This window comes from Brachybacterium phenoliresistens (assembly GCF_039530785.1).
GTDB lineage: Bacteria > Actinomycetota > Actinomycetes > Actinomycetales > Dermabacteraceae > Brachybacterium > Brachybacterium phenoliresistens.
On the sequence record NZ_BAAAOW010000002.1, the window covers coordinates 565780 to 591878 of the forward strand.

Here is a 26099-nt window from a genome sequence, read left to right on the forward strand (position 1 = left end):
CCATGACTGATGCGCCCGCGCCCCACGACCCGCTGGACACCTCCGACCAGATCGCCGTGCGCAAGGCGAAGCGGGAGCGGCTGCTGGAGCGCGGCGAGGAGGCGTACCCCGTCTCCGTGCCGGTCACCACGACCATCGCCGCGGTCCGCGAGGGCTACGGCCACCTCGACGCCGGTCAGGAGACCGAGGACGAGGTCGGCGTCGCCGGGCGCGTGGTCTTCCTGCGCAACACCGGCAAGCTCGCCTTCGTGACCCTGCAGGACGGGGCGGGCGAGCGCATCCAGATCATGGCCAGCCAGGCGGACGTGGGCGCCGAGCGCCTCGCCGACCTCAAGGCCGATGTCGACCTCGGCGACCACGTCTTCTTCCACGGTCGCGTGGGATGCTCCCGGCGCGGCGAGCTGTCGGTCTTCGCGGATTCCTGGCAGATGGCCGCGAAGGCCGTGCGCCCCCTTCCCGTGCTCCACGCCGATCTCAGCGAGGAGTCGCGGGTTCGGCGCCGTTATGTCGATCTCATCGTGCGCCCCGAGGCGCGCCGGGTGGCGCGTCTTCGCTCGGAGGTCATGCATTCCCTGCGCGAGTCCTTCCGCGGCCGTGATTTCCTGGAGATCGAGACGCCGATGCTCCAGGTGATTCCTTCGGGGGCGGCGGCGCGGCCGTTCGTCACCCACATCAACGCGTTCGACATGGATCTGTACCTGCGGATCGCGCCGGAGCTGTTCCTCAAGCGCGCGGCCGTCGGCGGGATGGAGCGCGTGTTCGAGATCAACCGGAACTTCCGCAACGAGGGCGCGGACTCCACCCATTCCCCCGAGTTCGCGATGCTGGAGGCCTATCAGGCCTACGGCGACTACCACACGATCGCCGACCTGACCCGGGACCTCGTGCAGGAGGCCGCGCTCGCCGCGACCGGCTCCCACGTCGTCACCCTGCCGGACGGCGAGGAGTACGACCTCGGCGGGCAGTGGGACCGGATCACCGTCTACGGCTCGCTGTCGGAGTCCCTCGGCGAGGAGATCACCCCGGAGACCACCCCGGAGCGTCTGCGGGAGATCGCCCGCTCCCTGGACCTGGACCTGGATCACCCGCGCTACGGCCACGGCAAGCTCGTGGAGGAGCTCTTCGAGCACCAGGTGGGCGATCACCTCCACGCGCCGACGTTCGTGTGCGACTTCCCCGTCGAGACGAGCCCGTTGGTGCGCGCGCACCGCGAGACCCCCGGCGTGGTCGAGAAGTGGGACCTGTACGTGCGGGGCTTCGAGCTGGGCACCGGGTACTCGGAGCTCGTGGATCCGGTCGTCCAGCGCGAGCGCTTCGAGCAGCAGGCGCGGCTGGCCGCGGCCGGCGACGACGAGGCGATGCGCCTGGACGAGGACTTCCTCGAGGCGATGGAGTTCGCGCTGCCGCCCACCGGCGGCATGGGCATGGGGATCGACCGGCTGCTCATGGCGCTCACCGGGCTGGGGATCCGCGAGACGATCCTCTTCCCCCTCGTGAAGCCGGGGGCCTGAGATGGACGGCGGATTCTGGTTCGAGGCGGGGGCGCTGCTCCCGTCGATCGGCGTGGGCCTGCTCTTCTGGTTCGCGATGCGCGCCATTCTTCGCGCTGACCGGCGCGAACGAGAGGCCGAGCGGGATGCCGAGAAGGAATTCCGGGCCGCACGACGCGACGGGGAATCCTCCACCCCGGGCGGCGCGACCGCGATCAATCACGTCGAGGATTGATTTTCCGTCCGGAACGCGCGAGTATTGTGCCGGCAGGGTATGACGCGCCCCGTCCACAACATCTATTCGAGGAGTACCCATGGCCCGCAAGACGTTCGTCGAGCTGATCGATGATATCGACGGTTCGAAGGCCGAGCAGACCGTCACGTTCTCCCTCGACGGAGTCTCCTACGAGATCGACCTGTCGGAGGACAACGCCACCCGCCTGCGCGAGGAGCTGGGGGCCTGGGTCGCCAAGTCCCGTCGCGTCAGCGGCCGCCGCACCCGGGGCACCGGTGCCTCGGCGCCGGCGAAGGATTCCGCGAAGGTGCGCGAATGGGCGCGCGAGAACGGCTACGAGGTCTCCGACCGCGGCCGCATCTCCGCCGAGATCCGCAACGCCTACGAGAACGCGCACTGAGCGTTCCCCGGACGCCGCGAGGGCGCCGCACCCCGTCGGGTGCGGCGCCCTCGTCGTCCTCCGGCCCGGTGCGCGGTCGCCGCGCGCCGGGCCGGGATGCGGTCAGAGGCCGCGGACGCTCCAGGCGGCCTCGTGGGACGCCCCGGGGGCCAGACGGATCACGCCGTCGCCGGAGCGGAACGCATCGGGCGGGCAGGTCATCGGCTCCACGGCGAGGCCGAGGCGGTTGTTCTCGGGCTCGGGGCGGTCCGCCGTGTGCAGCTGCAGCCACGGGCAGCGCTCATCGGCCACCATCTCCACGCCCGTGCCGCCGGGGGCGGTGACCACCACGCGGGCCAGGCCCTGCTCGTCCCGCCCCAGGTCGGTGAAGGCATGGTCGATCTCCTGGGAGCCCAGCACCTTCCCCTCGCGGAAGTCGAACTCGCCGCCCTCGTCCACGCGCACGAGGCCCGTGGGCAGCAGCCGGTCCGGCGTCACCGTCATCACGGTGCCCACGGAGGTGCGCAGCGTCCAGGTGTCCAGCGGCTCAGGGCCGGCCACCAGGTAGGGGTGGGGGCACACGCCGTAGGGGGCGTCCTGGTCGCCCACGTTGCGGGCCGTGACCGTGGTCGTCAGACCGGTCTCGGCATCCACCCGGTGCTCGACCGTCAGCTCGAGGGCGAAGGGGTAGCCGGGGCTGGGGTACAGCAGGGTGCGCAGCGTGACGGCCTCGTCCGCGGAGGAGACCTCCTCGAACGGGACGAAGGAGACCAGTCCGTGCAGCGCGTTCTGGCGGTCCGGCTCGGTCAGCGGCGCCTGGATGTCCTGGCCGTCCCAGGTGTAGCGGCCGTCGCCGATCCGGTTGGGCCAGGGGGCGACCACGGCGCCGCGGTAGAACTGCATCGGCCCGGTGGCCGGGTTGCGCACCAGCAGGTCGCGCCCGTCCACGGTGAGGTGCTCCACGATCGCTCCCACGGCCGCGATGCCGGCGCGGTACGGGCCGGCGACGATCTCCCAGGTGCGGCCGCGGGGGAGCTCGGGGCGGTCGTGCGGGGCGGGGGACGTGCTCATGAGGTCTCCTGGGAGGTCGGTGCGGTCTTCGGGGCGTCGGGGGCGGGCCCCGGCTCGGGCTCGGGCTCGGGTTCGACGATGACGATGTGCAGCCGGCGCGGGCCGTGCACGCCCTCGACGCGGCTGAGCTCGATGTCGCTGGTCGCGCTCGGGCCGGAGATCATCGTCCAGGGGGCCGTCGGGTCCTCGCCCATGCGCTCGATGCCCCGCGGCACGCCGAGGACGATCTGATCGGCCTGCACGACGATCACGTGCAGATCCGGCAGCAGGGAGATGGCGCGGCGCCCGGAGAGGTCGTCCGAGCGCAGCATGATCGTGCCCGTGGTGGCGATCGCCGTGTGGCAGCCGGTGAGCACGGCGTCGATGCGGTCCAGCGCGCGCGGGCCTGCCGTGCCGTCGTCGCGGGTCACGGAGAGGTCGCTCGAGGCCAGCCAGGCCTCGGGGACCCCGGGCGGCACGATCACGGAGGCGGCGCCCTCGAGGGCGGCGGCGACGGCCTCCGGCAGACCGGCCTCGGTGGTGCGGTGGACCGTCGCGGTGTAGTCTTCGAGCCGCTTGACCAGGAGCTGGCGGATCTTCGCGGGGTCGGAGCCCTCGGCGCGGTCATCGGCCCGCTGGTAGGTGCGCGGGACGTCGCCGGGCTCGGTGACCTCGTCGCGCCGGGGCACCTCCAGCGCGCTGCGCAGCCGCGCGAGGATCTCGTCGCGGGCGCTCATGCCGGCGACGCGGGAGGGTCGGGTGTCCTGCCAGGCGCTCATGCGTCCTCTCCGCTCGCCGGGGAGTCCTCGGGGCCGTCGCCGTCGGGGCGCGGGGCGGGGGCGCCGCCGTGGCGCTCGCGATCCTTCCACCAGCTGCGGAAGGACTGCCGGGGGACCGGCAGGTCCCGGTGGTCGGTCCAGCCCGGGATCAGCGGCAGCGCCGAGGGGAGCTTGCCGATGTTGCCGGTGCGCTTGACCGCGCCGAGAGCGGAGGAGGCCCGCACGGCCGCGTCGTACGCCCGCGGGGAGGACATGAGCTTCGAGGCCCCGCGCATGGCCACGTCCCAGGTGCCGTGGAACTGCCCGGAGGCCTCGCGGCGCTGGTCGACCTCCTTCGCGCGCAGGTGCACGAGGATCGAGGGGATGTCGATCTTCACGGGGCACACGTCGTAGCAGGCCCCGCACAGGCTCGAGGCGTAGGGCAGGGAGGCGTTGGGATCGTCCGGTCCGGTCACGCCCGTCATCTGCGGGGAGAGGATCGCGCCGATCGGGCCCGGGTAGGTGGAGCCGTAGGCGTGGCCGCCCGTGCGCTCGTAGACGGGGCACACGTTCAGGCAGGCGGAGCAGCGGATGCAGTGCAGGGCGCTGCGGCCCTCCGGGTCCGCGAGCACGGCGCTGCGGCCGTTGTCCAGCAGCACCAGATGGAACTCCTGCGGGCCGTCCCCCTCGGCGACGCCGGTGAACAGCGTCGTGTACGGGTTCATGCGCTCCCCGGTGGAGGAGCGCGGCAGCAGCTGGAGGAAGACCTCGAGGTCCTGGAAGGACGGGACGATCTTCTCGATGCCGAGCACGGTGATGAGGGTCCTGGGCAGCGTCAGGCACATGCGGCCGTTGCCCTCGGACTCGACGACCGCGACGGTGCCGGTGTCGGCGACGGCGAAGTTGCCGCCCGAGATCGCCACGGAGCCCGACATGTCCAGGAACTTCTCGCGCAGGAAGCGGCGGGCCGCCCCGGCGAGCTCGGCGGGGTCGTCGGTGATCGACGGATCCAGGTCCGGCATGGTGCGCAGGAAGATCTCGCGGATCTCCGCGCGGTTGCGGTGGATGGCGGGGACCAGGATGTGGCTGGGGGTGTCGCCGGCGAGCTGGACGATGAGCTCGGCGAGGTCGGACTCGATCGCGTGGACGCCGGCATGGGCGAGCGTCTCGTTGAGGCCGATCTCCTGGGTGGCCATCGACTTGACCTTGAGCACCTCCTGCTGGCCGCGCTCGAGGACCAGTCGGGTGACGATCTCCCCGGCCTCCTCGGCGTCCCGCGCCCAGTGGACGGTGCCGCCCGCGGCCTGCACCGACTCCTCCAGCTGCACCAGCATCTCCGGGAGGTGGTCGGTGACCTGCCACTTCAGGGCGCTGCCGGCGTCGCGGAGCTTCTGCCAGTCGCGCACCTCGCGCACCACGGAGGCCCGCTTGGCCTGGATGGTGCTCGTCGCGTGCTGGAGGTTCTGGCGCAGCACGGGGTTGGCCAGCTCCGTGCGGGCCTTCGCGGGGAAGGACCGGTCCCCGCGCAGGTGCGAGGACCCGGGGGAGGCGTGCTGGGGCCGGACGCCCGGCATCCCCAGATGGACGGTGCTCATGAGGCCCTCCCCAGCATCTCGGCGGACGGGACGAACGGGTCCTCGCGGGTCGAGGCGAGGATCTGGGCGAGATGGATCGGCCGGGGGGCATCGCCGTTGCGGGCGAGCTTGCCGCCGATGTTCATCAGGCACGAGGCGTCCCCGGCGACGACGAACTCCGCGCCGGACCTCACCACGTTGGCGGCCTTGTCGGTGACCATCGCGTTGGAGGTGTCGGAGTTCTTCACGGAGAAGGTGCCGCCGAAGCCGCAGCACGTCGAGGACTCGGGCAGGTTGACGACCTCGATGCCCTCGACCGCGCGCAGCAGCTTGATCGGGCGCGGGCCGACCTTCAGGATCCGCATGGAATGGCAGGTCGGGTGGTAGGTGACCGAGTGGGGGAAGTAGGCCCCGACATCAGTGGTCTTCAGCACGTCCACCAGCAGCTCGGAGAGCTCGTAGGTCTTCGCGGCGACCGCGCCGGCCCGCTTCTCGAGATCCTCGTCCTGCTCGTGCTGGGCGACCAGCCTGTGCTGGTCGCGCACGCAGCCGGTGCACGATCCCGAGGGCATGACGATCGCGTCGACGTCGTCGAGCTGCCGCTCGAAGGTGTCCACGAAGTGGCGCACCACGGGCGCCGCCTCGGAGTAGTAGCCGGTGTTGGTGTGCATCTGCCCGCAGCACGTCTGGCGGGGGTCGTAGACCACCTCGTGGCCGAGGCGCTCGAGCAGGATCACCGTGGAGCGGGCCACGTCGGGGGCCATCACATCGGCCAGGCACGTGGTCATCAGGGAGATGCGCATGTCAGCTCACTCGTGGTCGAGGCCGAGCGTCTCGGCGGTGCGGGCGAGGGAGGCGTGGGCGGCGCGCGGATCCTCGGACAGGTGCGTGCCGTAGCTGGGGACCATCTGCGCGATCCGCGGCGCCCACACGTCGCGGCGGGCCGGGAAGACCTTCCCCAGCAGCTCGAGCATGATCGTGGTGGCCGTGGAGGCGCCCGGCGAGGCGCCCAGCATGCCGCCGATCGAGCCGTCCGCCGCGGTGATGAGCTGGGTGCCGAACTGCAGCACCCCGAGCTTCTTGCGGTCCGGCGCGATGACCTGCACGCGCTGGCCGGCCGTGACCAGCTCCCAGTCCTCGTCGCGGGCGGAGGGCATGTACTCGCGCAGCGCCTCGAGCCGCTTGTCGCGGGTCGCGGCGACCTCGGTGACGAGGTACTTCATCAGGCCCAGGTTCGGCGGGGCCACCGCGGCCATCTGCGCGACGTTGTCGGGACGGATGGAGGCGAACAGGTCCGTGTAGGAGCCGGTCTTGAGGAACTTCGGCGTCCAGCCCGCGTACGGGCCGAACAGCAGGCCCTGGCGCCCGTCGATGTAGCGGGTGTCCAGGTGGGGGACGCTCATCGGCGGGGCGCCGACGGCGGCCTTCCCGTACACCTTGGCGCTGTGGCGGGCGATGATCTCGGGGTTGGTGCAGCGCAGCCACTGGCCCGAGATCGGGAAGCCGCCGAAGCCGCGGATCTCGTCGATCCCGGACTTCTGCAGCAGCGGCAGGGCGTTGCCGCCCGCGCCGACGAAGACGAAGGGCGTGCGGATCACGCGGACGTCGCCGGTGACGACGTCCCGGTGCATGACGCCCCAGTCCGTCCCCAGGCGCCGCAGGGAGGTGACCTCGCGGCCCGTGGTGACCGTGGTCCCGGCCCGCTCGGCGACGGCGAACAGGGACCGGGTCAGCGCCCCGAAGTTCACGTCGGTGCCGTCGGGGGAGAAGGTGGCGGCGATCGTCTCGGTGACCGGCCGGTCCTCGGCGATCAGCGGCGCCCACCGCGCGAGGGTGCCGTGCTCGGTGGTGAACTCCATCCGGTCGAACAGCGGGTTCGCGCTCAGCGCGGCATGGCGCCGGCGCAGGTAGTCCACGTTCTCCACGCCGTGCACGAAGGACATGTGCGGGACCGTGCGGATGAAGGAGGACGGATCCGCGATCGCGCCGGAGTCGACGAGATGGGCCCAGTACTGGCGGGAGACCTGGAACTGCTCGTTGATCGAGATCGCCTTGGCGGGGGAGACGGAGCCGTCCACGTCCTGCGGGGTGTAGTTCAGCTCGCACAGGGCGCTGTGCCCGGTGCCGGCGTTGTTCCACCCGTCGCTGGACTCCAGCCCCACGGCGTCCAGGCGCTCGAGCACCTGCACGTCCCAGTCCGGCTCCAGCTCGGCCAGGAGCGCCGCGAGCGTCGCGCTCGCCACCCCGCCGCCGATCAGCACTGCGTCCGCTCGGGTCACGTCCACCCTGAGGTCAGCCATGTCACTCCGTTCCAGCTCGTGGGTGTGGGCCCGATCGCACACGCGCTGGGCATCGGGCGGCCATCCGCCCCAGCTTAGCCGCGTTCGTCCTGCGGCCCGAACCCGGTCCGCGAGCGCGTCAGGCGCAGGCGTGCGCTTTCCCCGGCGGCGAGCTCGCGGGCGGCCGTCGCCGCGCCGCAGCGGACCTCGACCGCGATCGGCGCCTGCGCCGTCAGCGTCGCCCGGACCTCCTCCTCGTCCCAGGCGAGGTCGACGACGACCCCGCCGCGGGCGCGCAGGCCCCGGGCCTCCCCGCGGGGCCAGTCCGCCGGCACGGCCGGCAGCAGGTCCAGGCGCCGCGCCCCGGTGTCGGTGGTCCGCTGGGACTGCAGCAGCAGCTCGAGGATCCCCGCCAGCGCGCCGAAGTTGCCGTCGATCTGGAACGGCGGATGCGCGCACAGCAGGGTGCGGTAGACGCCGCCGTCCGAGGTCGAGACCCGCCGGGCGACCGGCTCCAGGTCGACGGGATGCAGGAAGCGGCGCACGAAGCGGTGGGCCAGCTCCGCATCGCCCAGCCGGGCGGCCAGGCAGATCCGCCAGGCCAGCGACCAGCCGGTGGATTCGAAGCCCCGGGCCAGCAGGCTCGCCCGGGCGGCCCGTCCGCGCTCCGGGTCCGTCTCGGGATCCAGGGAGGTCCCCGGGTGCAGGCCGATGAGATGGGACTGGTGGCGGTGCAGCGGCTCGGGGTCGGTGAAGGCGGGATCGGACCATTCGGCGATCAGCCCGGACGGCAGGACCGGCTCGCGCGGGATCCGTGCCAGGGCGTCGCGGGCCCGCCCCGTCAGCTCGGGATCCTCCGGTGCGGCGACCTCGACCAGCGCGGTCAGGGCCTCCCGGGCCAGCGCGAGGTCGCTCGTGGTCGAGACGTGGACCTCGTGCTCGGCGCCGCCGGGCACCGCGAACACGTTCTCCGGGGAGGTCGCCGGCGCCGTCCCCAGGCTGCCGTCGGGCATCTCGACCAGCAGGTCCAGCACGAAGCGGCACGCCTCCACGAGCAGCTCCCGCACCGGGGCGGGCACCTCCTGCCCGCCGAAGCGGTGCAGGTCCACCACGGTGATCGCGACCCAGGCGCCGCCCAGCGGCCAGAACGACCACTTGGGCCGGTTGCCGCCGTCGCCGACCGGGCCCGCATAGCCCCATCGGTCGGAGTTGTGGTGCACGGTCCAGCCGCGGGCGCCGTACACCTCGCGGGCCACCTCCCGCCCCTGCGCGGCCAGCCGGCCGGACCAGCCTGTCAGCCCCTCGCCGATCTCGAGCAGGTTCGCGGGGCCCGCGGGCCAGTAGTTCATCTCGAGGTTGATGTTGGTGGTGTAGTCGCAGAACCATGCCGGCACCGCGTCCTCGTTCCAGATGCCCTGCAGGTTCAGCGGCGGGTTCGCGCCGCGTCCCCCGCTGATCAGGAGATACCGGCCCATGTGCGCGAGGAGCGCGACGAGGTCGGCGAGCTCTGCCGGGCTCGCGGTGCCCTGCTGCGCCGCGACCAGTCGCGCCTCGGTGGTGACGGGGGCGCCCTCCCGGTCGGCGCCGGGGGCCAGGTCGAGCTCCGTGCGGTCGTACAGCGCGCGATGGGCGGCCTCCGCCCGGGCGAGCAGCTCCTCGACCGGCCGTGCCGCGAGCTCCTCCAGATGGGAGAGGACCTCCGCCTCGAGCGCCGCGTGGTCCCCGTGGCGCAGGGAGCCGTCCAGGGCGAACTGGGTCGCCGAGACCAGGCGCAGCTCCAGGCGGCGCGCCCCGCGCACCCGCAGCCCGTCGCCGTCCGGCTCCAGCGCGCCGTCGCTGCGGACCTCCAGCGCCCAGGAGGCGTGCACCGACTCGTCGAAGCCGGCGGGCTCCCGGGTGGGGCAGTCGCCCCCGGCGTCGGGGTCGACCGCCGCGGCGACCTGCAGGCGGCCGACCAGCACGACGCGTCCGTCCTCGAGGGCCTCGGCCCGCACCTGCTGGCGGTGCAGGGACGTGACCTGCAGGTCCAGGTCCGTGGCGGAGGGGTAGGTGCGCACATCCAGCAGCACGTCGTCGGCGGCGCTCACCGCGGTGAGCACCTCCCGGGACGCCGGCCCCTCGCCGAGGACGGCGCGGGCCACCGCCGTGCGCAGGTCCAGGACACGCTGCACCGTCCCGGCATCGGCGTCGGCCGGCTCGGCGATGCTGAGGTCGAGGTAGGGCTGGTACATCTGGGAGTCGCCGGACTGCAGGGCGTGCACGTGCTCCTCCGCGGCGTCCAGGTCCCCGGCCAGGGCCGCGGCGCGGGCGGCCAGGAAGGCCTCGTGCGCGCCGTCGGCCGAACGGCGGGGGCGCGGGCCGCCGCGCCACACGCCCGAGTCGTTGATCTGCAGGCGATCGGTGCCGGGCCGGCCGAAGCTCATCGCCCCCAGGTGGCCGTTGCCGAGGGGGAACGCATCGGTCCAGGCCTCTGCCGCACGGTCGGAGACGAGGGCGTGGCGGGGGTCGATCATGGAGGGGTCCGTTTCTCGCGGTGGTCCAGGAGCAGGGCGGGGCAGGGGTGGGGCGGGGCAGGGCAGGGCAGGGCAGGGGCGGAGCAGGAGGGGGCGGGGTCAGGAGGGGGACTCGTGCCGGGCCAGCAGCGCCTCGGTGCGCCGGCCCATCAGGGCGCCCGCGGCCTGCGCGGCGCCGCCGGGTCCCAGCAGGAGGCCGACGGGCGGCAGCACGAGAGCCGCCAGCCCGATCACCGCCAGCGAGACGACCAGCAGGAAGGCCGCCACCGGGACGGCGCCGGGGCACAGCAGGGCCGCCCGCCAGGAGACCAGGAGGTCCTGGCGGCGCAGCCGGGGCACCGCGATCAGGGCGGCGGCGCTCGCCGTCGCCCAGCCGGCCGCGACCGCGCCGAGGGTCGCCACCGGAGCCAGCATCCAGGGCTCCGGCACGCCGCCGCGCAGGGCGAGGAACAGCGTCGAGAGCCCGCCGAGGATGATCACGCCGAAGGGCAGCAGCCGCAGGGTCGCGGGGACGAGCTCGCGGCGGTACGCGGCCCACATGGTGCGCGCCACGGGCACGGCGCGGCCCTCGGCCCGCGCGCGCATCACCTCGGCGGCCGCGCAGCTGGCCGGTGCCGCCCCGAGCACGACGAGCCCCAGCAGCGTCAGCGCCCACCACAGCAGGGAGACCACCACCAGGGTCAGGGCGGCGTCGACCGCCTCGTTCGCCCGCAGCGCCCAGGAGGGGACATGCTGCGGGCCGGTGCTCGATCGCGTCGCCATACCAGCAGACTACCGATGAATACGGCGGATGTCTCGGGGTGACCAGCCGAGAGCTCGATGTTGCTGGGGAACGGTTCGCCAATTCCTCCGATCTCTGGAAGGCTAGAGGTATGACTGCAGAGACGGAGTCCGCACTCCTGGCCCCCACCCCCGAGCAGCTCGCCTGGCAGCGGGCCGGACTCGGGATGTTCTTCCATGTCGGCATCAACACCTTCGCGGGCAAGGAGTGGAGCGACGGCACCGTCCCGGCCTCCGACTTCGCCCCCACCGACCTCGACGCCGAGGAGTGGGTCCGCACCGCACGGGACCTCGGAGCACGCTACGTCGTGCTCACCGCGAAGCATCATGACGGCTTCTGCCTGTGGCCCACCGCGACCACCGACTACTCCGTGGCCTCCTCTCCGTGGAAGGACGGCTCCGGGGACGTCGTCGGCGATGTCGCCGCCGCCTGCCGGAAGCACGGGCTGGGTCTGGGGCTCTACCTCTCCCCGTGGGACCGGCACGAGCCCTGCTACGAGGATCCCGAGGCCTATGACGCCTTCTACCTGCGCCAGCTGCGGGAGCTGTGCACGAACTACGGCGAGCTGTTCGAGGTGTGGTTCGACGGCGCCGGCTCCGCCGGGCGGGTCTACGACTGGGAGGCCATCGGCGCGCTGCTCGCCGAGCTGCAGCCCCAGGCGATGGTCTTCAACATGGGGCCGGCGACGATCCGCTGGGTCGGCAACGAGGACGGGCTGGCCGCGGACCCCTGCGAGTACGTCACCCGCTCCACCGACCTGAACAACTACGACCCCGATGTGGTGGAGCTGGGCCAGGCCCGGTACCTGCCGCCGGAGTGCGACGTCTCCCTGCGCCGCGGCTGGTTCTGGCAGGAGGGGGAGGAGCCCAAGTCCGTGGAGCACCTGCTGGAGATCCACGACCGGTCCCTGGGCCTGGGTGCGAACCTGCTGCTGAACGTGCCGCCGGACCGCCGCGGCCGCATCGATCCGGTCGATGCCGCCCGCCTGGTCGAGCTGCGCGCGGCCCTGGACGCCCGCTTCGGCGCACCGGTCGCGGCCGATCTGCGCGCGATCGCCGCTCCCGCCGGCGCCCGCGTCGAGGCGGAGCTGCCGGGGCCCACCGTCTTCGACCATGTCGAGCTGGTCGAGGACGTCTCCACCGGTCAGCGGGTGCGCGCCCACCGCGTGCTCGACTCGGACGGGACCGTGCTGGCGCAGGGCGGGACCATCGGCGTGCGGCGCATCCACCGTCTGCCCGCCGCGGTCGAGGCCGCCTCGCTGATCCTCGAGGTCGAGGGCGAGGGCGCCGTGATCGAGGCGGTCCGGGTGCATGACGCCACCGGCGCCCCCGCCCCGGCGCTCCCGGAGGACTACCGCGCCCCTACCGACGCCCCGATCGACTGACCCGCGACGCGGCGGGCCCGTCCGACCCCGGGAGCGGGGCCGGCGGCCGCCTCCGGAAGCAGGGGCGGCGGCCGCCTTCGGAAGCAGCGCCGGCGGCCACCTCCGGAAGCAGCGCCGGCGGGGCGATCCCGGGGATCGCCCCGCCGGGATCGCTCCGCGACGGCGAGGACGGTCCGGCGCGCCCGCGCCTCAGGCGCGGGCCCGGTCCGCCTCCGTGAGGACCTCGAGGTAGCGCTCCACCCCGGCCGCGGTGAACGGCTCGAGGTAGGACTGCCAGTCGGCGTCATCGGTCGGGTCGAGATCGCCCAGGCACATGTGCGCGGCGCCCTGGGCGAAGATCCCGTCGAGGTTCGCGCGCAGCTCCCCGATCTCCGCGGACTGCGCGGCGTCGAAGAACGGCGGGATGAACACCGACTCCAGCGGGTTGCGGTAGGTCTCGTACATCTTCCCGGCCTGGTAGAGCACCGGCTCGACCGAGGTGAGCTCGTCGACGTTCTCCCCGTGGCGCACGTCCATCCCCAGGTTGTAGGGACCGAACTCGGGCCAGGTGACGTTCTCCTTCTCGCCGGGGATCTTCGTGTACAGCGCCGGGCGGCCGTCGATCCCGAGCTGTCCCTCCGAGGCCCACTGCCAGTGCTGGTCCTGCCTGCCCAGGCGCATCTCCAGGGTGGGCAGCAGCCCCAGCTGGAAGTCGGCCCATCGCACCAGCGTGGCCGGGTCCTCGCAGGCGCTCGTGACCACCAGGCCCGTCGCCTCGCCGTGGTTCTCGTTCCACGGGATGATCGGGTCGCCGCCGGGCCCGGAGAAGGGCGCCAGCGGCACGAACTCGCGCCAGCGCGCCGCGGGGTCCGCGTAGTCGACCTCCGCCACGCCGAACTGGTTGCCGTTCTGCACCACGCCCACCCGGGACCCGGCCGGATCCATGGTCAGCCGCTGGAACTGGTCGTTGTCCTGGGTGAAGGCGTTGGGGTCCAGGAGGCCGTCGCGGACCAGCCGGGCGACCACGGCGTAGACCTCGCGGAACGCCTCGTCCATCGGCGTGTAGACGATCGCGTCCCCGTCGCGGCGCAGCCAGTTGATGCCGGTGTCCAGGAAGGTCGCGCCGATCAGGCCGAAGGGTGGGACCGTCTTGTCCCCGCTCATCGGCAGCAGCTCGGGGTTCGCGGCCTTCATGTCCCGCAGCATCTGCTCGAACTCCTCGAGGGTCGCCGGCTGCTCGGACCAGCCGGCCGCCTCGAGGCTGGGCTGGTGCACCCAGGTGCGCACCCCGGAGGAGGCGCAGTGGTAGCACTGGTTCACCGCCGGCATGCCGTACATGGCCCCGTCCGGGGCGGTCCACGACGCCCGCAGGTCGGGGTTCTGGGCGAACAGCTCCTGCAGCTGCGGGGCGTACTCGTCGATCAGCTGGTCCAGCGGCTGGAACAGCCCCTGCTGCCCGTAGGCGTACAGCTGCGCCTTGGTGAAGCCGCCCATCCACTCGGGGCCGAGCATCAGGGCATCGGGCAGGTCGCCGCTGGAGATGACGGCGTTGACCTTCGGGGCGCCCTCCTCGCCCTGGGGGACGGTCTGGTAGGCGATCCTCACCCCGGTCCTCTCCTCGAGGTAGAGGGAATGCGCGTTCTCGGCCAGGTCGAGCCCGGTGTCGGTGCGGGTGAGGATCGTGAACTCGGTCTGCCCGTCGCCGAAGGGCTCGGACTCGCGGGCCTTCGGGCCGATGTAGCCCTCCGGGTAGGGCACCCCGTCGATCTCCGGTCCGAGCTCGACCTTCAGCGAGGAGGAGCCCTGGACGTAGTCGACCTGGGGCACATCGGCCGAGGTGCTGCCCCCGGAGCCGTCGGAGCAGGCGGCCAGGGCGGCCGCCGGGATCGCCAGCCCGCCGGCGAGCAGGGCGCGACGGGCCATCGTCCGCCCCGAGGGCGCGGCCGCGGAGGAGGGCGAGGGCCCGGGCCCGGGGTCGGGGACGGAAGCGGCGGGGGAGGTGGTGGGCGGGACAGGGGACATCGGCACTCCTTCGTGACGAGCGGCGCGGCGCGCCGCGGGCAGGGGCGGACGGGATGCTCCGCCCCCGGGGAGGAACGGAGATCAGGCCTGCGCGTCGTACGCCTGCTGGGTGATCTCCAGATAGGTCTCCAGCCCCATGCTGGAGAAGGTCTCCGTGAACGTGGACCAGTCCGCGTCCTTCGTGGCGTCGGCGGTCCCGGTGGCGAAGGCGGCCAGACCCTGGGTGAGGTGCTGGACCATGTTCGTCTCGATCTCGCCGATCTGCGCCGACTGGTCGAGATCGAAGGCCAGCTGCGGGATCTTGAGCTCCTTGGGCAGGCGGTAGGGCTCGTAGGCCGCGCCGGCCGCGTACAGGGACGGCTCGATGGAGGTGGAGCCCTCCTGCTGCGCCTCGCCGTGCCGCTGGCCCATCGACTTGTAGTACGGCCCCCATTCCCACCAGCCCTGGTTCTTCAGGTCGGTGCTGCCGGGGATGACCTCGTAGACGGCCTGGGCGCCGTCCAGTCCCGAGGTGCCGGAGCCCGCCCAGTCCCAGCCGGTGCCCTGCACGCCGCGGCCCATGGACGTGGTCATGCTCAGCTCGAACTGGTGGTCGGCCCAGCGGATCATGGTCACCGGGTCCTGGCAGGCGCTGGTGATCACGAAGTTCGGGGAGCCGATGCGGAACCACTCCCAGTCGCACGTGCGCACGCCGGAGGGGCCGGCCATCGGCGGCAGGGGCTTCATGATCGAGGCGACGTTGCGGGGATCGGAGGGATCGGCCGCGGCGGAGAACGCCCCCTGCGAGTTGCCGTAGACCACGCCGAACCGCGGACCGTCCGGGCCGTCGCCCATGCGCTGCAGCTGCTCGTCGGTGGTGGAGAACATGACCGGGTCGAGATGGCCCTTCGCGAACTGCTGCTGGATCCAGATGACGCCCTCGCGGTACTCCTCCAGCGTGGGCAGCCAGGTCACCGTCCCGTCCCGCAGCAGCCGATGATCGCCGGAGACCTCCAGGAAGGATCCCAGGAAGAAGGTGAACAGGTTCAGGACGGTGCCCGAGGTGGTCACCCCCAGCACGGAGTCCGCGGGCCGGGAGGCGAGCGGCCCCCAGGAGTCCAGCAGCGCGTCGAAGTCCTCGAGGCTCTGGGGGACCTCCGCGCCGACGGCCGCGAGCCAGTCGGAGTTGTACCAGGTGCGGATGCCGCCGGTCTTGCAGTGGTAGCAGTCGTTCATCGAGGGGACGGCATACATGCGCCCGTCGGGGGAGGTGAACAGGCGCCGCATGTCCGGGAAGGTCTCGAACATGTCGCGGATGTGCGGGGCGTGCTCGTCGATGAGCCGGTCGACGGGCTGGAAGAGGCCCTGCTGCCCGTAGACGGAGACCTGGGAGACGCTGAACAGGTCCATGCCGGTCATCATCGCGTCGGGCAGGTCGCCGGCCGAGAGGATGGCGTTGACCTTCGTCTGCCCGTCCTCGCCGAGGGGCACCTCGAGGTAGCTGACCGTGACCCCCGTCCGCTCCTCGACCAGCGCCGCGTAGGCATTGGTGGCGTAGTCGAGATCGGGGATGGTGCGGCCCAGCACCGTGAACTCGGTGGTGCCGTCGCCGAAGGGCTCGAGCTCGCGGGCGCGGGGTCCCTCGTAGCCCTCCGGATAGAGCACGCCCTCGATCTCGGGGCCGAGCTCGACCTGGAGATCGGCGCTGCCCTGGACGTAGTCGGCGGGGGCATCGGCCCCGCCGCCGGCGTCCTCGCCGCAGCCGGACAGGACGGCGGGCGCCGCCGCGAGGGCCGCGCCGCTCGCGCCGGCACGGGCCAGGAAGGTGCGGCGGGAGGTGCCCCGGGGCGGGGAGGAGGGTCGGCTGTCGGGTGTCATCGCGTGCTCCTGGGGGTGGGGGCGGTCGGCGGTGGGGCCGAGGGTCGGCGAGCGGGCGGACGGGGGATGACGAGGGCGGGGATGCAGGACGCCCTCCCCGTCGCGGGCGGCGGGGAGGGCGTCGGGATCAGAACAGTCCGGCTTTGGTGATCCGGCGTGACAGGGCGTTCACGGCCAGCAGCAGGATCAAGCCGACGACGCTGCGGAACAGGCCGATCGCGGTCGCATAGCTGTACTGCGGGATCGGGCTCTTCAGACCGACCTCGTACACGTACGTGTCGATCACCTGCGAGGTGGTGAGGTTCAGGGGGTTCTGCATGAGCAGGACCTTCTCGAACCCGACCGACATGATCGAGCCGACGTTGAGGATCATCAGGACGATCGCGATCGGCAGGATCGCCGGGACGTCGATGTGCCACATGCGCCGCAGGTGGCTCGCCCCGTCGACCTTCGCGGCCTCGTGCAGCTCCGGCGGCACCGAGGAGAGCGCCGCGAGGTAGATGATGGCGCTGAACCCGGCGGTCTGCCAGATGCCCGACCACACGTAGGTGTGGCGGAACCAGCCCGGGTCGGTGAGGAACGCCGGGGCGTTCAGCCCCAGCAGCTCGAAGGCGTGCGAGACGATGCCCGTCTGCGGGTCCAGCAGCATCACGAGGATGCCCACGACGACCACGATGGAGATGAAGTTCGGGGCGTAGGTGATCAGCTGGACGATGCGCGAGAAGTACTTCTGCCGCACCGCGTTCAGCGCCAGCGCCAGGATGATCGGCACGGGGAACCCGGCGATCAGCTCGTAGAACGCCAGCACCAGCGTGTTGCGCAGCAGCGGCCAGAAGTTGTAGCTGGTCACGAACTTCTCGAAGTGCTTCATCCCGACCCAGTCGGAGCCGGTGATGCCGCCGACGGGCGTGAAGTCGCGGAACGCGATCTGGATGCCGTACATCGGCCAGTAGGCGAACAGGATCACCCACACCACGGCCGGCAGCAGCAGCAGGTACAGCTGCCAGGAATGGAGCAGGCGGCGCGACAGCGGCTTCTTCCCCCGCTGGTCGGTGATCTCGGGGCGGGGGCTCTTGCGGCGCGGGGTGTCGTCCACGCGCAGCTGGTCGACGAAGCTTCCCTGGTCGGTGCTCATAGGTTCCTCAGCCCTTCAGCGAGCCGATCATCATGCCCTTGACGAAGTGCTTCTGCACGAACGGATAGGCGATGAGCGGCGGGACGGACGCGATGATGATCAGGGCGTACTTGAGCTTGTCGGCGATCTGCTGCATCTGCGCGATCCGCTCGGGATCGGCATTGGCCATCTTCGAGGGATCGAAGGTGTTCTCCAGCAGGATGTTCCGCATGACCAGCTGCAGGGGGTACAGGTCCTCGTCGGTGAGGTAGATGAGCCCGTTGAAGTACGCGTTCCAGGTGGCCACGCCGTACAGCAGCAGGTTCACGGCGATGATCGGCTTGGACAGCGGCAGCACGATCCTCCAGAAGAAGCGCATGTCGCTGGCGCCGTCGATCCGCGAGCACTCCAGCAGCTCGTGGGGGATCGTGGTCTGGAAGAAGGTGCGGGTGACGATGAGCTGCCACACGCTCACCGCGGTGGGGATGATCATCGCCCAGATGGTGTTGAGCATCCCCAGGTTCTTCACCACGAGATAGGTCGGGATCATGCCGCCCGAGAACATCATCGTGAGGACGAACATGAGGGTGAACAGGTTGCGGCCCACGAGGTCCGCCCGCGAGAGCGCGTAGCCGCCCATCACGGTGACCGCCGTGCCCACGAGCATCGCCGACCCGGAGTACAGCAGCGAGTTCAGGAAGCCGCGCGTGATCGCCGGGTAGTCCAGGACCGCCTGGTACGCGTCCATGCTGAAGCCGACGGGCCACAGCCACATCTCCCCGGAGGAGACGGCCGTGGGATCCGAGAGCGAGGCGCTGACGATGTACACGAACGGGTACACGATCGTGAGCGTGAACAGGGCCAGCAGCACGATGAGGACCACGTTGAGGATGCGGTCCGAGCGCGGGTCCTTGATGCGCCGCACGCCGGGCGGCGACACCGCGGGTTGAGCTGTCATGGGGAGGTGACCTTCCTGCCGCAGACCCGGATCAGCTGTACTGCTGGTCGTAGGCGGTCTGGTGGATCTCCGTGTAGGTGGTGATGCCGATGGCCTTCGCGGTCTCGAGGTACTCGTTCCAGTCGGCGTCCTTGCTCGCGTCCTTCTTGCCGGTGGCGAAGTTGGCGATGGTCTGCTTGAGGTGCGCCTCGAGGTTGGTCTCGATCTCGCCGATCTGCGCGGACTGGTCGAGGTCGAAGACGACCGGCGGGACGCCGGACTCCTCCTTCGTGGCGAACGGCTCGTAGGCCTTGCCGGCGGCGTACAGGGTGGGCTCGACGGTCGAGGCCTCCGGCAGCACGGCCTCGCCGTGGCGCTGGTCCATCGACTTGTACAGCGGGCCCCACTCGCGCCAGGCCTGGTTCTTGAGGTCCTCCGGGGTGGGCAGGACCTTGTAGATCGCCTGCCGCCCGTCGATCCCCTTCTCGCCCTCGGTCGCGTAGTCCCAGCCCACGCCCTGCTCGCCGCGGCCCACCGAGATGGTCATCCCCAGCTCGAACTGGTAGTCGGCCCAGCGGATCATCTGCACCGGGTCCGGGCAGTCGGGGGTGATGACGAAGTTGGGGTAGCCGTAGGAGAAGTGGTCCCACTGCGCGGTGCGCACGCCGCCGGGCCCGGCCATCGGGGCGATCGGCACCATGATGTTGGCGACGTTGTCCGGGTCGGCGTAGTCGAGGGTCGCCGCGAAGTGGAAGGACGAGTACCCGTAGGCCATGCCGAACATCGGCCCCTGCGCCCCGTCGCCCAGCTTCTGGTACTGCTCCGGGGTGTTCGAGAGGATCCCGGCGTCGAAGTTGCCCTTGGCGAACTGCTCCTGGATCCAGATCATGCCCTCGCGGAAGGCCGGGTCCTCATGGATCCACTCCAGCGTCTGGCCGGACCGGCGCAGCCACAGGGACGGCATCTCGAGGAAGGAGCCCAGGAAGAACTGCATCAGCTGCAGCATGGTCTCGGCGCTGGCCGTGGTCAGGACGGAGCCGTCCGGCTTGCCCGTGTAGGCGCGGAACTCGTCCATGAGCACGCTGTAGTCGTCCAGGGTCTCCGGGGCGCTCGCGCCCACGCCCTCGAGCCAGTTCTTGTTGATCCAGGTGCGCACGTTCGCGGACTTGCAGTGGTAGCAGTCGTTCATCGACGGCACGGCATAGAGCCGCCCGTCGGGGGAGCTGTACTGCTGGCGCATCCCGGGGAAGGCGGCGAACATGTCCAGGATGTGCGGGCAGTTCTCGTCGATCAGCTTGTCCAGCGGGAGGAACATCCCCTGCTGGCCGTAGATGCTGATCTCGTTGAGGTTGAAGATGCCCTGGCCGACCATGAGGGCATGCGGCAGGTCCCCGCCCGCGACGATCGCGTTGACCTTGGTCTTGCCGTCCTCGCCCGCCGGGACCGTCACGTAGGTGGCGTTCACGCCGGTCTTCTCCGCCACCAGCGTCGAGTAGTAGTTGGTGGCGAGGTCCATGTCGGGGTCGACCTGGCTGAGGATGGTGAACTCGGTCTCGCCGTCGCCGAAGGGCTCCAGCTCGCGGGCCCGCGGGCCCACGTAGTCCTCGGGGTAGAGCACGCCCTCGATCTCCGGGGCGAGCTCGACGGTGAGCTCGGCGCTGCCGGGGGTGTAGTCCTCGCCGCCGGTGGTCTCCGTGTCCTCTCCGCCGCCGCAGGCGGACAGGACCAGGGGGACGGCCACCGAGGTGGCGCCGACGGCGGCGCTGCGGCCCAGGAAGGCGCGCCGGCCCAGTCCTGAGCGGGATGCCGGCTCCGTCGGGGGCGTGGGGTGGTCCAGGGGTGCGCGATCAGTCACGGGAGACTCCTTCGTCTTCAGCGCGGATGGGGGTGCTACGACAGACGGACTATGACATAGACCCGACGAATGAGGCAAGCGTCGTGCGCGCCTGATGACCGTTCGGTGACGGGATCTGACTGATGACTCAGCGGCGAGCCGCTGACCAGCGAGGATGTGCTGAGCAAATGTCGGATGTTTGCTTGCCTTGCTCGGAGGGCTGACGTACAGTCTTCAAACATCCGAGGTCTGACGCGGTTCTGCTGCGGTCCGGACCCCCACTGCCCGAGAAGGTCTTCGATGCCCACGTTCACGTCCCTCGACGTCACCGACGTCCGCTTCCCGACCTCGCAGTCGCTCGACGGCTCCGACGCCATGAACAAGGACCCCGACTACTCCGCGGCCTATCTCGAGCTGACCACCTCCGAGGGGGAGACGGGCACGAGCCTGGTCTTCACCATCGGCCGCGGCAACGACGTGCAGTCCGAGGCGATCCGCGCCCTCTCGCACCACGTGCTCGGGCGCGGCGTCGACGAGGTCCTCGCCGACATCGGCGCCGCCGGCGCCGCCATGATCGCCGACTCCCAGCTGCGCTGGCTGGGCCCGGAGAAGGGCGTCATGCAGATGGCGATCGGGGCCGTCGTCAACGCCCTGTGGGACCTGCGGTGCATGCGCGAGGGCCGCCCGCTGTGGCGGGTGCTGGCCGATCTCACGCCCGAGCAGCTCGTGGACCTGGTCGACTTCCGCTACCTCGAGGACGCCCTCACGCGCGCCGAGGCGCTGGAGATCCTCGAGGCCGCCCGCCCGGGGCGGGACCGGCGCATCGCCGAGCTCGAGGCCGAGGGGTACCCCGCGTACACCACGACCCCGGGCTGGCTCGGATACTCCGACGAGAAGCTCGAGCGCCTCCTGCGGGAGGCCCGGGACGCGGGCTTCGACATGGTCAAGCTCAAGGTCGGCGCCGACCTCGAGGACGACCTGCGCCGCTTCGCCATCACCCGGCGCGTCCTCGGGGAGGACTTCCTGGTCGCCACCGACGCGAACCAGCGCTGGGGCGTCGAGGACGCCGTGGCCGCCGTCGGCGCGCTCTCCGCGGCGCGCCCGTACTGGATCGAGGAGCCCACCAGCCCCGACGACGTCCTCGCGCATGCCGAGATCCGCCGGCGCATCGCCCCCGTGCGCGTGGCCACCGGCGAGCACGTCCACAACCGGATCATGTTCAAGCAGCTGCTGCAGGCCGGCGCCGTCGACGTCGTCCAGATCGACGCGACCCGGGTGGGCGGGATCCACGAGAACCTCGCCATCCTCCTGCTCGCGGCGAAGTTCGGCGTCCCGGTCTGCCCCCATGCCGGGGGCGTGGGGCTGTGCGAGATGGTCCAGCACCTGGCGATGCTGGACTTCGTCGCGATCACCGGCACCATGGAGGACCGGCGCATCGAGTACGTCGACCACCTGCACGAGCACTTCGTCGAGCCCGTGCGCATCCAGGGCGGCCGCTATCTCGCGCCGCAGCAGCCCGGCATCGGAGCCCGCATGCTCCCTGCCTCGATACAGTCCCACCGGTTCCCCGACGGGCCGGTCTGGAAGGAGCTCGCATCATGACCGACCCCCACGCCTGGTTCGACGAGGCCCGCTTCGGGCTCTTCGTCCACTTCGGCCTCTACGCCATCCCCGCCCGCCACGAATGGTCCATGACCCGCGAGCGCCGCACCGTCGAGGACTACGCGCGCTACGCCGAGGTCTTCGACCCCGACCGCTTCGACGCCCGGCGCATCGCCCGCGCCGCGCGCGAGGCCGGCATGCGCTACGCGGTCCTGACCACCAAGCACCACGAGGGCTTCTGCCTGTGGGACAGCGACCTCACCGACTACACCTCGCAGACCGCCTGCGGCCGGGACCTCGTCGCCGAATGGGTCGAGGCCCTGCGGGCGGAGGGGCTGCGCGTCGGGTTCTACCACTCGCTGCTGGACTGGCACCACCCCGACTACACCATCGACCTGCAGCACCCCCTGCGGGACCACCCGGACCGCGAGAGCCTGAACGCCGGGCGCGACATGGCCCGCTACCGCGAGTACCTCCACGGCCAGGTGCGGGAGCTGCTGACCCGCTACGGCACGATCGATTACCTGTTCTTCGACTTCACCTACGCCTTCGAGGGCGGGAAGTTCCCGGCCGACTGGGACGCCGAGCACCTGATGGCGATGGTCCGCGAGCTCCAGCCCGGGATCCTCGTCAACGACCGGCTCGGCATCCCCGGGGACCTCGTCACCCCCGAGCAGTACCAGCCGGCGGCGCCCATGACCGATGAGCACGGGACGCCGGTGCGGTGGGAGGCCTGCCAGACCACCAACGGCTCCTGGGGGTACGACCGCGACAACCTCGAGTTCAAGAGCGCGGACCTGCTGCTGCGGATGCTCGTGGACTCCGTCGCCAAGGACGGCAACATGCTGCTGAACGTGGGCCCCGACGGGCGCGGCGGACTGCGCCGCGAGGACGTCGACGTGCTCGCGAGCATCGGGGACTGGATGGAGCTGCACGGCGAGTCCGTCCACGGCGCAGGTCCGGCCGCGGGCCTCCGGGCGCCCGAGGGCACCCTGCTCACCCAGCGCGGCGACCGGCTGTACGTGCACCTGACCACCTGGCCGATGCAGCACGTGCACATCAGCGGGCTGGCCGGGAAGGTCCGCTTCGCGCGGCTGCTGCACGACGGCTCCGAGGTCGCGCACACCACCATCGATCCCGAGCAGAAGGCGTGGAACACGACCGTCGGCGGTCTCGGCGCGGACGTGGTGACCTTCACCCTGCCGATCATGCGCCCCGACGTGCTGCTGCCCGTGCTCGAGATCCGCCTGACCGGTCAGGAGTGAGGCCGATGCAGACCATCGCCCTGCACACCCGCATCGCCGCCGGCCACGAGCAGGACTACGAGCGCGAGCACGCCGTCATCCCCTCCGATCTCGATGCGGCGCTGCGCCGTGCGGGCGTCGGCTCCTGGAGGATCTGGCGGGACGGCCGGGACCTGTTCCACGTGGTCGAGGTCGAGGACTACCGCGCCATGCGGCGCGCGCTCGCCGAGGACCCGGCGAACCTCGCCTGGCAGGAGCACATCAACGCCTTCCTCGAGGTCGCCGACTCCTACGCCGGCGACGACGACGGCATCCCGCTGGTCTGGGCGCTGCCCGAGCAGGCCCCGACGCCGGGCGGGGGAGCGGCATGAGCACGGGCCCCGGCGTGGACCTGCCGGCCTTCGGCTTCGGCGCCGCGCAGATGGGCAACCTCTACCGCGTCACGCCCGAGGACATGGCCGAGGCCGCCCTCGAAGCCGCCTGGGACGGAGGCCTGCGGTATTACGACACCGCACCGCACTACGGCATGGGGCTGTCCGAGCGGCGCCTCGGCGCGATGCTGTCCACCCGCCCCCGGGAGGAGTTCGTGCTCTCCAGCAAAGTCGGTCGCCGGATCGTCCCGAACCCCGGCGGAGGCGCGGGCGACGACCTCGACCACGGCTTCGCGGTGCCCGATGCGACCCGCCGGGTGTGGGACATGAGCGCCGACGGCGTGCGCCGCAGCATCGAGGAGTCGCTGGAGCGCCTGGGCCTGGACCGGCTGGACGTGGTCTACCTCCACGACCCGGAGGAGGGCCCCGAGGACCAGGGCCTGGACGAGGCGATCCCCGCGCTGGTCGCCCTGCGCGAGCAGGGCGTCGTCTCCGCCATCGGCGTCGGCTCCAAGTCCGATCGGACGCTGGCCCGCTTCGTGGCCACGGGCGCCCTGGACCTGGTGATGATCTCCGGGCGCTACACGCTGCTCGAGCAGCCCGCCGCGCGCGAGCTGCTGCCGCTGTGCCAGGAGCACGGCACCTCCGCCGTGGCGGTGAGCGTCTACAACTCGGGGATCCTCGCGAGCGATTCCCCCTCGCCGGACTCCTCCTACGAGTACGGTCGCGTGCCGCGCGAGGTCTGGGAGCGGGCCGTCGCCCTCGCCGAGACCTGCCGCGAGCACGGGGTGAGCCTGCCGGAGGCTGCCACGCACTTCCCGCTGCGCCACCCGGCCATCGTCAACGTGACCCTCGGGATGCGCTCCCCGGAGCAGGTCGCCTCGAACCTGTCCCGCATGCAGGCGCAGATCCCCGATGAGCTGTGGGAGGCGATCGACGCGATGGGCGGCGACCGTGCGCTGTGACGCCCACCTGCACCTGTGGGACCCGGCGCGCAGCCGGTACGCCTGGCTCGCCGGGGCGCCGCAGCCGCTGCACCGCGCCTTCCGCCCCGAGGAGGTGCTGGAGGCGCTCGGTGCGCGCGGGATCGACCGCCTGGTGCTCGTCCAGGCCGACGACACGCGGGAGGACACGGCGCTGATGCAGGAGCTGGCGCGGGAGATCCCGCGCCGCGCGCCGGGGATCGGGGCGGTCGGCGTGGTGGCCTGGCTCCCGCTGGCCCGGCCCGACCTGGTGGGCGAGCTGCTCTCCGACGCCGAGGCGATGGAGCACGTGGTCGGGGTGCGCCACCTCACCCATGACGACCCGGATCCCTTCTTCCTGCGCCGGGACGAGGTCGGGCGATCCCTCGCACAGCTCGCGGAGGCCGGCCTGCCGCTGGACGTCCCCGACGCCTTCCCGGCGCAGCTGGCGTACCTTCCCGAGCTGGCGGCGGAGCATCCGCGGCTCACCATCGTGCTCGACCACCTGGGCAAGCCGCCCCTCGGCGACGCGGCGGCCCTGCGCACCTGGCGCGAGATGCTCTCCCGACTGGCCGCGCAGCCGAACGCGGTCGCCAAGTGCAGCGGCCTCGCCACCAGCGGCCCGGAGACCGATCCGGCCGCCCGCGCCGAGGGGATCGCCGCCGCGCTCGAGCACGCCCGCCGCTGCTTCGGGGCCGAGCGCCTGCTGTTCGGCTCGGACTGGCCGATCGCGCCGGCCGCCGGCGACTACGCCTCCGCCGCGGACCAGGTCCTCGCCCATCTCGGGACGTGGTCGGAGGCCGAGCAGGGCGCCGTCCTCGGCGGCACCGCCGACCGCGTCTACCGCGGGAGGGCGTGACCGCTTCCGCCCTCCGGCCGATGCGGAGGGCGGCGGTGCTCAGTCCTCGAGCTCCGGGACGGCCTCCGTCGAGGCGCGCAGCGGGACGCCCTCGGTGCCCGTGAGCGCGGCATGGCTCAGCCACATCTCCGCTCCCGCGACGTGCACCGCCGCCCATGCGCGGGCGAGGTCCCTGCGGCGGGCCCGCAGGGCGTCCAGGATCGCGCGGTGCTCGTCGAGGGTCTTGGCGACGGCGCCGGTCTCGGTGATGCCTCGCCACACCCGGCCGCGCACGGTGGCGTGGGCGATGCCGTCCAGCAGGGAGGACATGTAGGCGTTCCCGCAGGCGGCGTTGATGATGCGGTGGAAGGAGATGTCCGCGGCGACGAGGGACTCGACGTCCGTGCCCTCGTGCAGCGGCTCCATGATCCGATCGAGCTGGTCCAGGGTCGCGTCGTCCAGGCGGTCGCAGGCCAGCTCCACGGCCGTCGGCTCGAGCACCCGGCGCACCTCGAACAGCTCCAGGACGGAGCTGTCGCGGTGCAGCTCGACCACGAAGCCGAGCGCCTCCAGCAGCACCGAGGGCTCCAACGAGGTCACGTACGTCCCGTCCCCCTGGCGCACGTCCAGCACCCGGATCAGCTCGAGCGCCTTGACGGCTTCGCGCAGCGAGTTGCGCGAGAGCCCCAGGGACTCCGAGAGCTCCTTCTCCGGGGGCAGACGGTCGCCGGGACCGATCGAGCCGTCGACGATCATCTGCTTGATCGCAGTGATCGCCTTGTCCGTGACTGCCATGCGTCCTCCTCGGGTGCCGGTGGGTGCCGGTGATGGAATGGTACGTGCCCTCCCTTTCACGCCAGGGGCGAACAGGGCGGACACCCGCCCTCCGGCCGCGT

General features: G+C 71.8%; 22 protein-coding genes. 9 read left to right on the forward strand and 13 right to left on the reverse strand.

Annotated elements, in window-relative coordinates:
- Positions 1-2 precede the first annotated feature (2 nt).
- The 3 genes from lysS to ABD234_RS06995 all read left to right on the forward strand — a co-directional run bounded on the left by lysS (position 3) and on the right by ABD234_RS06995 (position 2125).
- Complete coding sequence (gene lysS, locus ABD234_RS06985) at positions 3-1511, forward strand: lysine--tRNA ligase (RefSeq protein ID WP_038373248.1); 1509 nt, start codon at positions 3-5, stop codon at positions 1509-1511.
- A 1-nt stretch (position 1512) separates the two neighbouring features.
- A complete protein-coding gene (locus tag ABD234_RS06990) occupies positions 1513-1725 on the forward strand; it encodes a hypothetical protein (protein ID WP_038373246.1) in 213 nt (70 codons plus the stop codon).
- Positions 1726-1804: 79 nt separating this feature from the next.
- Positions 1805-2125, forward strand: a complete 321-nt coding sequence (locus ABD234_RS06995; protein ID WP_038373245.1) for a histone-like nucleoid-structuring protein Lsr2 — start codon at positions 1805-1807, stop codon at positions 2123-2125.
- A 102-nt stretch (positions 2126-2227) separates the two neighbouring features.
- Here ABD234_RS06995 and ABD234_RS07000 read toward each other — a convergent pair whose 3' ends face one another.
- The 7 genes from ABD234_RS07000 to ABD234_RS07030 form a co-directional block, all read right to left on the reverse strand.
- Positions 2228-3175 (reverse strand): aldose 1-epimerase family protein, encoded by a 948-nt coding sequence (locus ABD234_RS07000; RefSeq protein WP_051486942.1) that lies wholly within the window; start codon positions 3173-3175, stop codon positions 2228-2230.
- Positions 3172-3933 (reverse strand): LutC/YkgG family protein, encoded by a 762-nt coding sequence (locus tag ABD234_RS07005; protein WP_344354747.1) that lies wholly within the window; start codon positions 3931-3933, stop codon positions 3172-3174. Before ABD234_RS07005 ends, ABD234_RS07000 begins: the two co-directional genes overlap by 4 nt.
- Positions 3930-5507, reverse strand: a complete 1578-nt coding sequence (locus tag ABD234_RS07010) for a lactate utilization protein B (RefSeq protein ID WP_051486941.1) — start codon at positions 5505-5507, stop codon at positions 3930-3932. Before ABD234_RS07010 ends, ABD234_RS07005 begins: the two co-directional genes overlap by 4 nt.
- Entirely contained in the window at positions 5504-6289 is a 786-nt protein-coding gene (locus tag ABD234_RS07015; protein WP_038373242.1) for a (Fe-S)-binding protein, read from the reverse strand. Before ABD234_RS07015 ends, ABD234_RS07010 begins: the two co-directional genes overlap by 4 nt.
- A gap of 6 nt (positions 6290-6295) precedes the next feature.
- Positions 6296-7786 carry a malate:quinone oxidoreductase gene (locus tag ABD234_RS07020; protein WP_038373241.1) on the reverse strand — a complete coding sequence of 497 codons (1491 nt, stop codon included), beginning with the start codon at positions 7784-7786 and terminating at the stop codon, positions 6296-6298.
- Between the two features lie 74 nt (positions 7787-7860).
- Positions 7861-10278 carry a glycosyl hydrolase family 95 catalytic domain-containing protein gene (locus tag ABD234_RS07025; RefSeq protein WP_038373239.1) on the reverse strand — a complete coding sequence of 806 codons (2418 nt, stop codon included), beginning with the start codon at positions 10276-10278 and terminating at the stop codon, positions 7861-7863.
- Between the two features lie 99 nt (positions 10279-10377).
- The gene (locus ABD234_RS07030) at positions 10378-11040 is read right to left on the reverse strand and encodes a DUF624 domain-containing protein (protein ID WP_038373237.1); all 663 of its coding nucleotides are present in this window, start codon (positions 11038-11040) and stop codon (positions 10378-10380) included.
- Positions 11041-11150: 110 nt separating this feature from the next.
- Here ABD234_RS07030 and ABD234_RS07035 point away from each other — a divergent pair, with 110 nt between their 5' ends.
- The gene (locus ABD234_RS07035; RefSeq protein WP_038373236.1) at positions 11151-12443 is read left to right on the forward strand and encodes an alpha-L-fucosidase; all 1293 of its coding nucleotides are present in this window, start codon (positions 11151-11153) and stop codon (positions 12441-12443) included.
- A 189-nt stretch (positions 12444-12632) separates the two neighbouring features.
- Here the strand turns inward: ABD234_RS07035 and ABD234_RS07040 are convergent, their stop codons facing one another.
- The 5 genes from ABD234_RS07040 to ABD234_RS07060 form a co-directional block, all read right to left on the reverse strand.
- Entirely contained in the window at positions 12633-14444 is a 1812-nt protein-coding gene (locus tag ABD234_RS07040) for an extracellular solute-binding protein (protein ID WP_038373235.1), read from the reverse strand.
- Positions 14445-14525: 81 nt separating this feature from the next.
- Entirely contained in the window at positions 14526-16301 is a 1776-nt protein-coding gene (locus ABD234_RS07045) for a type 2 periplasmic-binding domain-containing protein (protein WP_038373233.1), read from the reverse strand.
- 127 nt (positions 16302-16428) lie between these two features.
- Complete coding sequence (locus tag ABD234_RS07050; RefSeq protein ID WP_084148543.1) at positions 16429-17436, reverse strand: ABC transporter permease; 1008 nt, start codon at positions 17434-17436, stop codon at positions 16429-16431.
- 7 nt (positions 17437-17443) lie between these two features.
- Entirely contained in the window at positions 17444-18373 is a 930-nt protein-coding gene (locus ABD234_RS07055; protein WP_051486940.1) for a carbohydrate ABC transporter permease, read from the reverse strand.
- A 31-nt stretch (positions 18374-18404) separates the two neighbouring features.
- The gene (locus ABD234_RS07060) at positions 18405-20207 is read right to left on the reverse strand and encodes a type 2 periplasmic-binding domain-containing protein (protein ID WP_344354755.1); all 1803 of its coding nucleotides are present in this window, start codon (positions 20205-20207) and stop codon (positions 18405-18407) included.
- Positions 20208-20486: 279 nt separating this feature from the next.
- Here ABD234_RS07060 and ABD234_RS07065 point away from each other — a divergent pair, with 279 nt between their 5' ends.
- Genes ABD234_RS07065 through ABD234_RS07085 form a run of 5 tightly spaced genes read left to right on the forward strand, consistent with a single transcriptional unit; the run spans position 20487 to position 25224 of the window.
- Positions 20487-21788, forward strand: coding sequence for an enolase C-terminal domain-like protein (locus tag ABD234_RS07065; RefSeq protein ID WP_038373231.1), 1302 nt, complete (start codon positions 20487-20489; stop codon positions 21786-21788).
- Complete coding sequence (locus ABD234_RS07070) at positions 21785-23053, forward strand: alpha-L-fucosidase (RefSeq protein ID WP_344354758.1); 1269 nt, start codon at positions 21785-21787, stop codon at positions 23051-23053. The genes ABD234_RS07065 and ABD234_RS07070 overlap by 4 nt, the downstream gene beginning before the upstream one ends.
- Before the next feature lie 5 nt (positions 23054-23058).
- On the forward strand, positions 23059-23403 hold the full coding sequence (locus ABD234_RS07075) for an L-rhamnose mutarotase (RefSeq protein ID WP_344354760.1): 345 nt from the start codon (positions 23059-23061) through the stop codon (positions 23401-23403).
- Positions 23400-24368, forward strand: a complete 969-nt coding sequence (locus ABD234_RS07080; protein WP_344354762.1) for an aldo/keto reductase — start codon at positions 23400-23402, stop codon at positions 24366-24368. The genes ABD234_RS07075 and ABD234_RS07080 overlap by 4 nt, the downstream gene beginning before the upstream one ends.
- Complete coding sequence (locus tag ABD234_RS07085; protein ID WP_344354763.1) at positions 24358-25224, forward strand: amidohydrolase family protein; 867 nt, start codon at positions 24358-24360, stop codon at positions 25222-25224. Before ABD234_RS07080 ends, ABD234_RS07085 begins: the two co-directional genes overlap by 11 nt.
- A gap of 39 nt (positions 25225-25263) precedes the next feature.
- Here the strand turns inward: ABD234_RS07085 and ABD234_RS07090 are convergent, their stop codons facing one another.
- The gene (locus ABD234_RS07090; RefSeq protein WP_051486939.1) at positions 25264-25998 is read right to left on the reverse strand and encodes a FadR/GntR family transcriptional regulator; all 735 of its coding nucleotides are present in this window, start codon (positions 25996-25998) and stop codon (positions 25264-25266) included.
- Positions 25999-26099 lie beyond the last annotated feature (101 nt).

Excerpts from the sequence above, each read along its gene's own strand:
- ABD234_RS07065 (WP_038373231.1), top strand. The coding sequence starts at position 20,487 with ATGCCCACGTTCACGTCCCTCGACGTCACCGACGTCCGCTTCCCGACC.
- ABD234_RS06995 (WP_038373245.1), top strand. The coding sequence starts at position 1,805 with ATGGCCCGCAAGACGTTCGTCGAGCTGATCGATGATATCGACGGTTCG.
- ABD234_RS07090 (WP_051486939.1), bottom strand. The coding sequence starts at position 25,998 with ATGGCAGTCACGGACAAGGCGATCACTGCGATCAAGCAGATGATCGTC.
- ABD234_RS07010 (WP_051486941.1), bottom strand. The coding sequence starts at position 5,507 with ATGAGCACCGTCCATCTGGGGATGCCGGGCGTCCGGCCCCAGCACGCC.
- ABD234_RS07020 (WP_038373241.1), bottom strand. The coding sequence starts at position 7,786 with ATGGCTGACCTCAGGGTGGACGTGACCCGAGCGGACGCAGTGCTGATC.
- ABD234_RS07080 (WP_344354762.1), top strand. The coding sequence starts at position 23,400 with ATGAGCACGGGCCCCGGCGTGGACCTGCCGGCCTTCGGCTTCGGCGCC.
- ABD234_RS07055 (WP_051486940.1), bottom strand. The coding sequence starts at position 18,373 with ATGACAGCTCAACCCGCGGTGTCGCCGCCCGGCGTGCGGCGCATCAAG.
- ABD234_RS07040 (WP_038373235.1), bottom strand. The coding sequence starts at position 14,444 with ATGTCCCCTGTCCCGCCCACCACCTCCCCCGCCGCTTCCGTCCCCGAC.
- ABD234_RS06990 (WP_038373246.1), top strand. The coding sequence starts at position 1,513 with ATGGACGGCGGATTCTGGTTCGAGGCGGGGGCGCTGCTCCCGTCGATC.
- ABD234_RS07025 (WP_038373239.1), bottom strand. The coding sequence starts at position 10,278 with ATGATCGACCCCCGCCACGCCCTCGTCTCCGACCGTGCGGCAGAGGCC.
- ABD234_RS07015 (WP_038373242.1), bottom strand. The coding sequence starts at position 6,289 with ATGCGCATCTCCCTGATGACCACGTGCCTGGCCGATGTGATGGCCCCC.
- ABD234_RS07045 (WP_038373233.1), bottom strand. The coding sequence starts at position 16,301 with ATGACACCCGACAGCCGACCCTCCTCCCCGCCCCGGGGCACCTCCCGC.
- ABD234_RS07030 (WP_038373237.1), bottom strand. The coding sequence starts at position 11,040 with ATGGCGACGCGATCGAGCACCGGCCCGCAGCATGTCCCCTCCTGGGCG.
- ABD234_RS07075 (WP_344354760.1), top strand. The coding sequence starts at position 23,059 with ATGCAGACCATCGCCCTGCACACCCGCATCGCCGCCGGCCACGAGCAG.
- ABD234_RS07050 (WP_084148543.1), bottom strand. The coding sequence starts at position 17,436 with ATGAGCACCGACCAGGGAAGCTTCGTCGACCAGCTGCGCGTGGACGAC.
- lysS (WP_038373248.1), top strand. The coding sequence starts at position 3 with ATGACTGATGCGCCCGCGCCCCACGACCCGCTGGACACCTCCGACCAG.
- ABD234_RS07000 (WP_051486942.1), bottom strand. The coding sequence starts at position 3,175 with ATGAGCACGTCCCCCGCCCCGCACGACCGCCCCGAGCTCCCCCGCGGC.
- ABD234_RS07005 (WP_344354747.1), bottom strand. The coding sequence starts at position 3,933 with ATGAGCGCCTGGCAGGACACCCGACCCTCCCGCGTCGCCGGCATGAGC.
- ABD234_RS07070 (WP_344354758.1), top strand. The coding sequence starts at position 21,785 with ATGACCGACCCCCACGCCTGGTTCGACGAGGCCCGCTTCGGGCTCTTC.
- ABD234_RS07035 (WP_038373236.1), top strand. The coding sequence starts at position 11,151 with ATGACTGCAGAGACGGAGTCCGCACTCCTGGCCCCCACCCCCGAGCAG.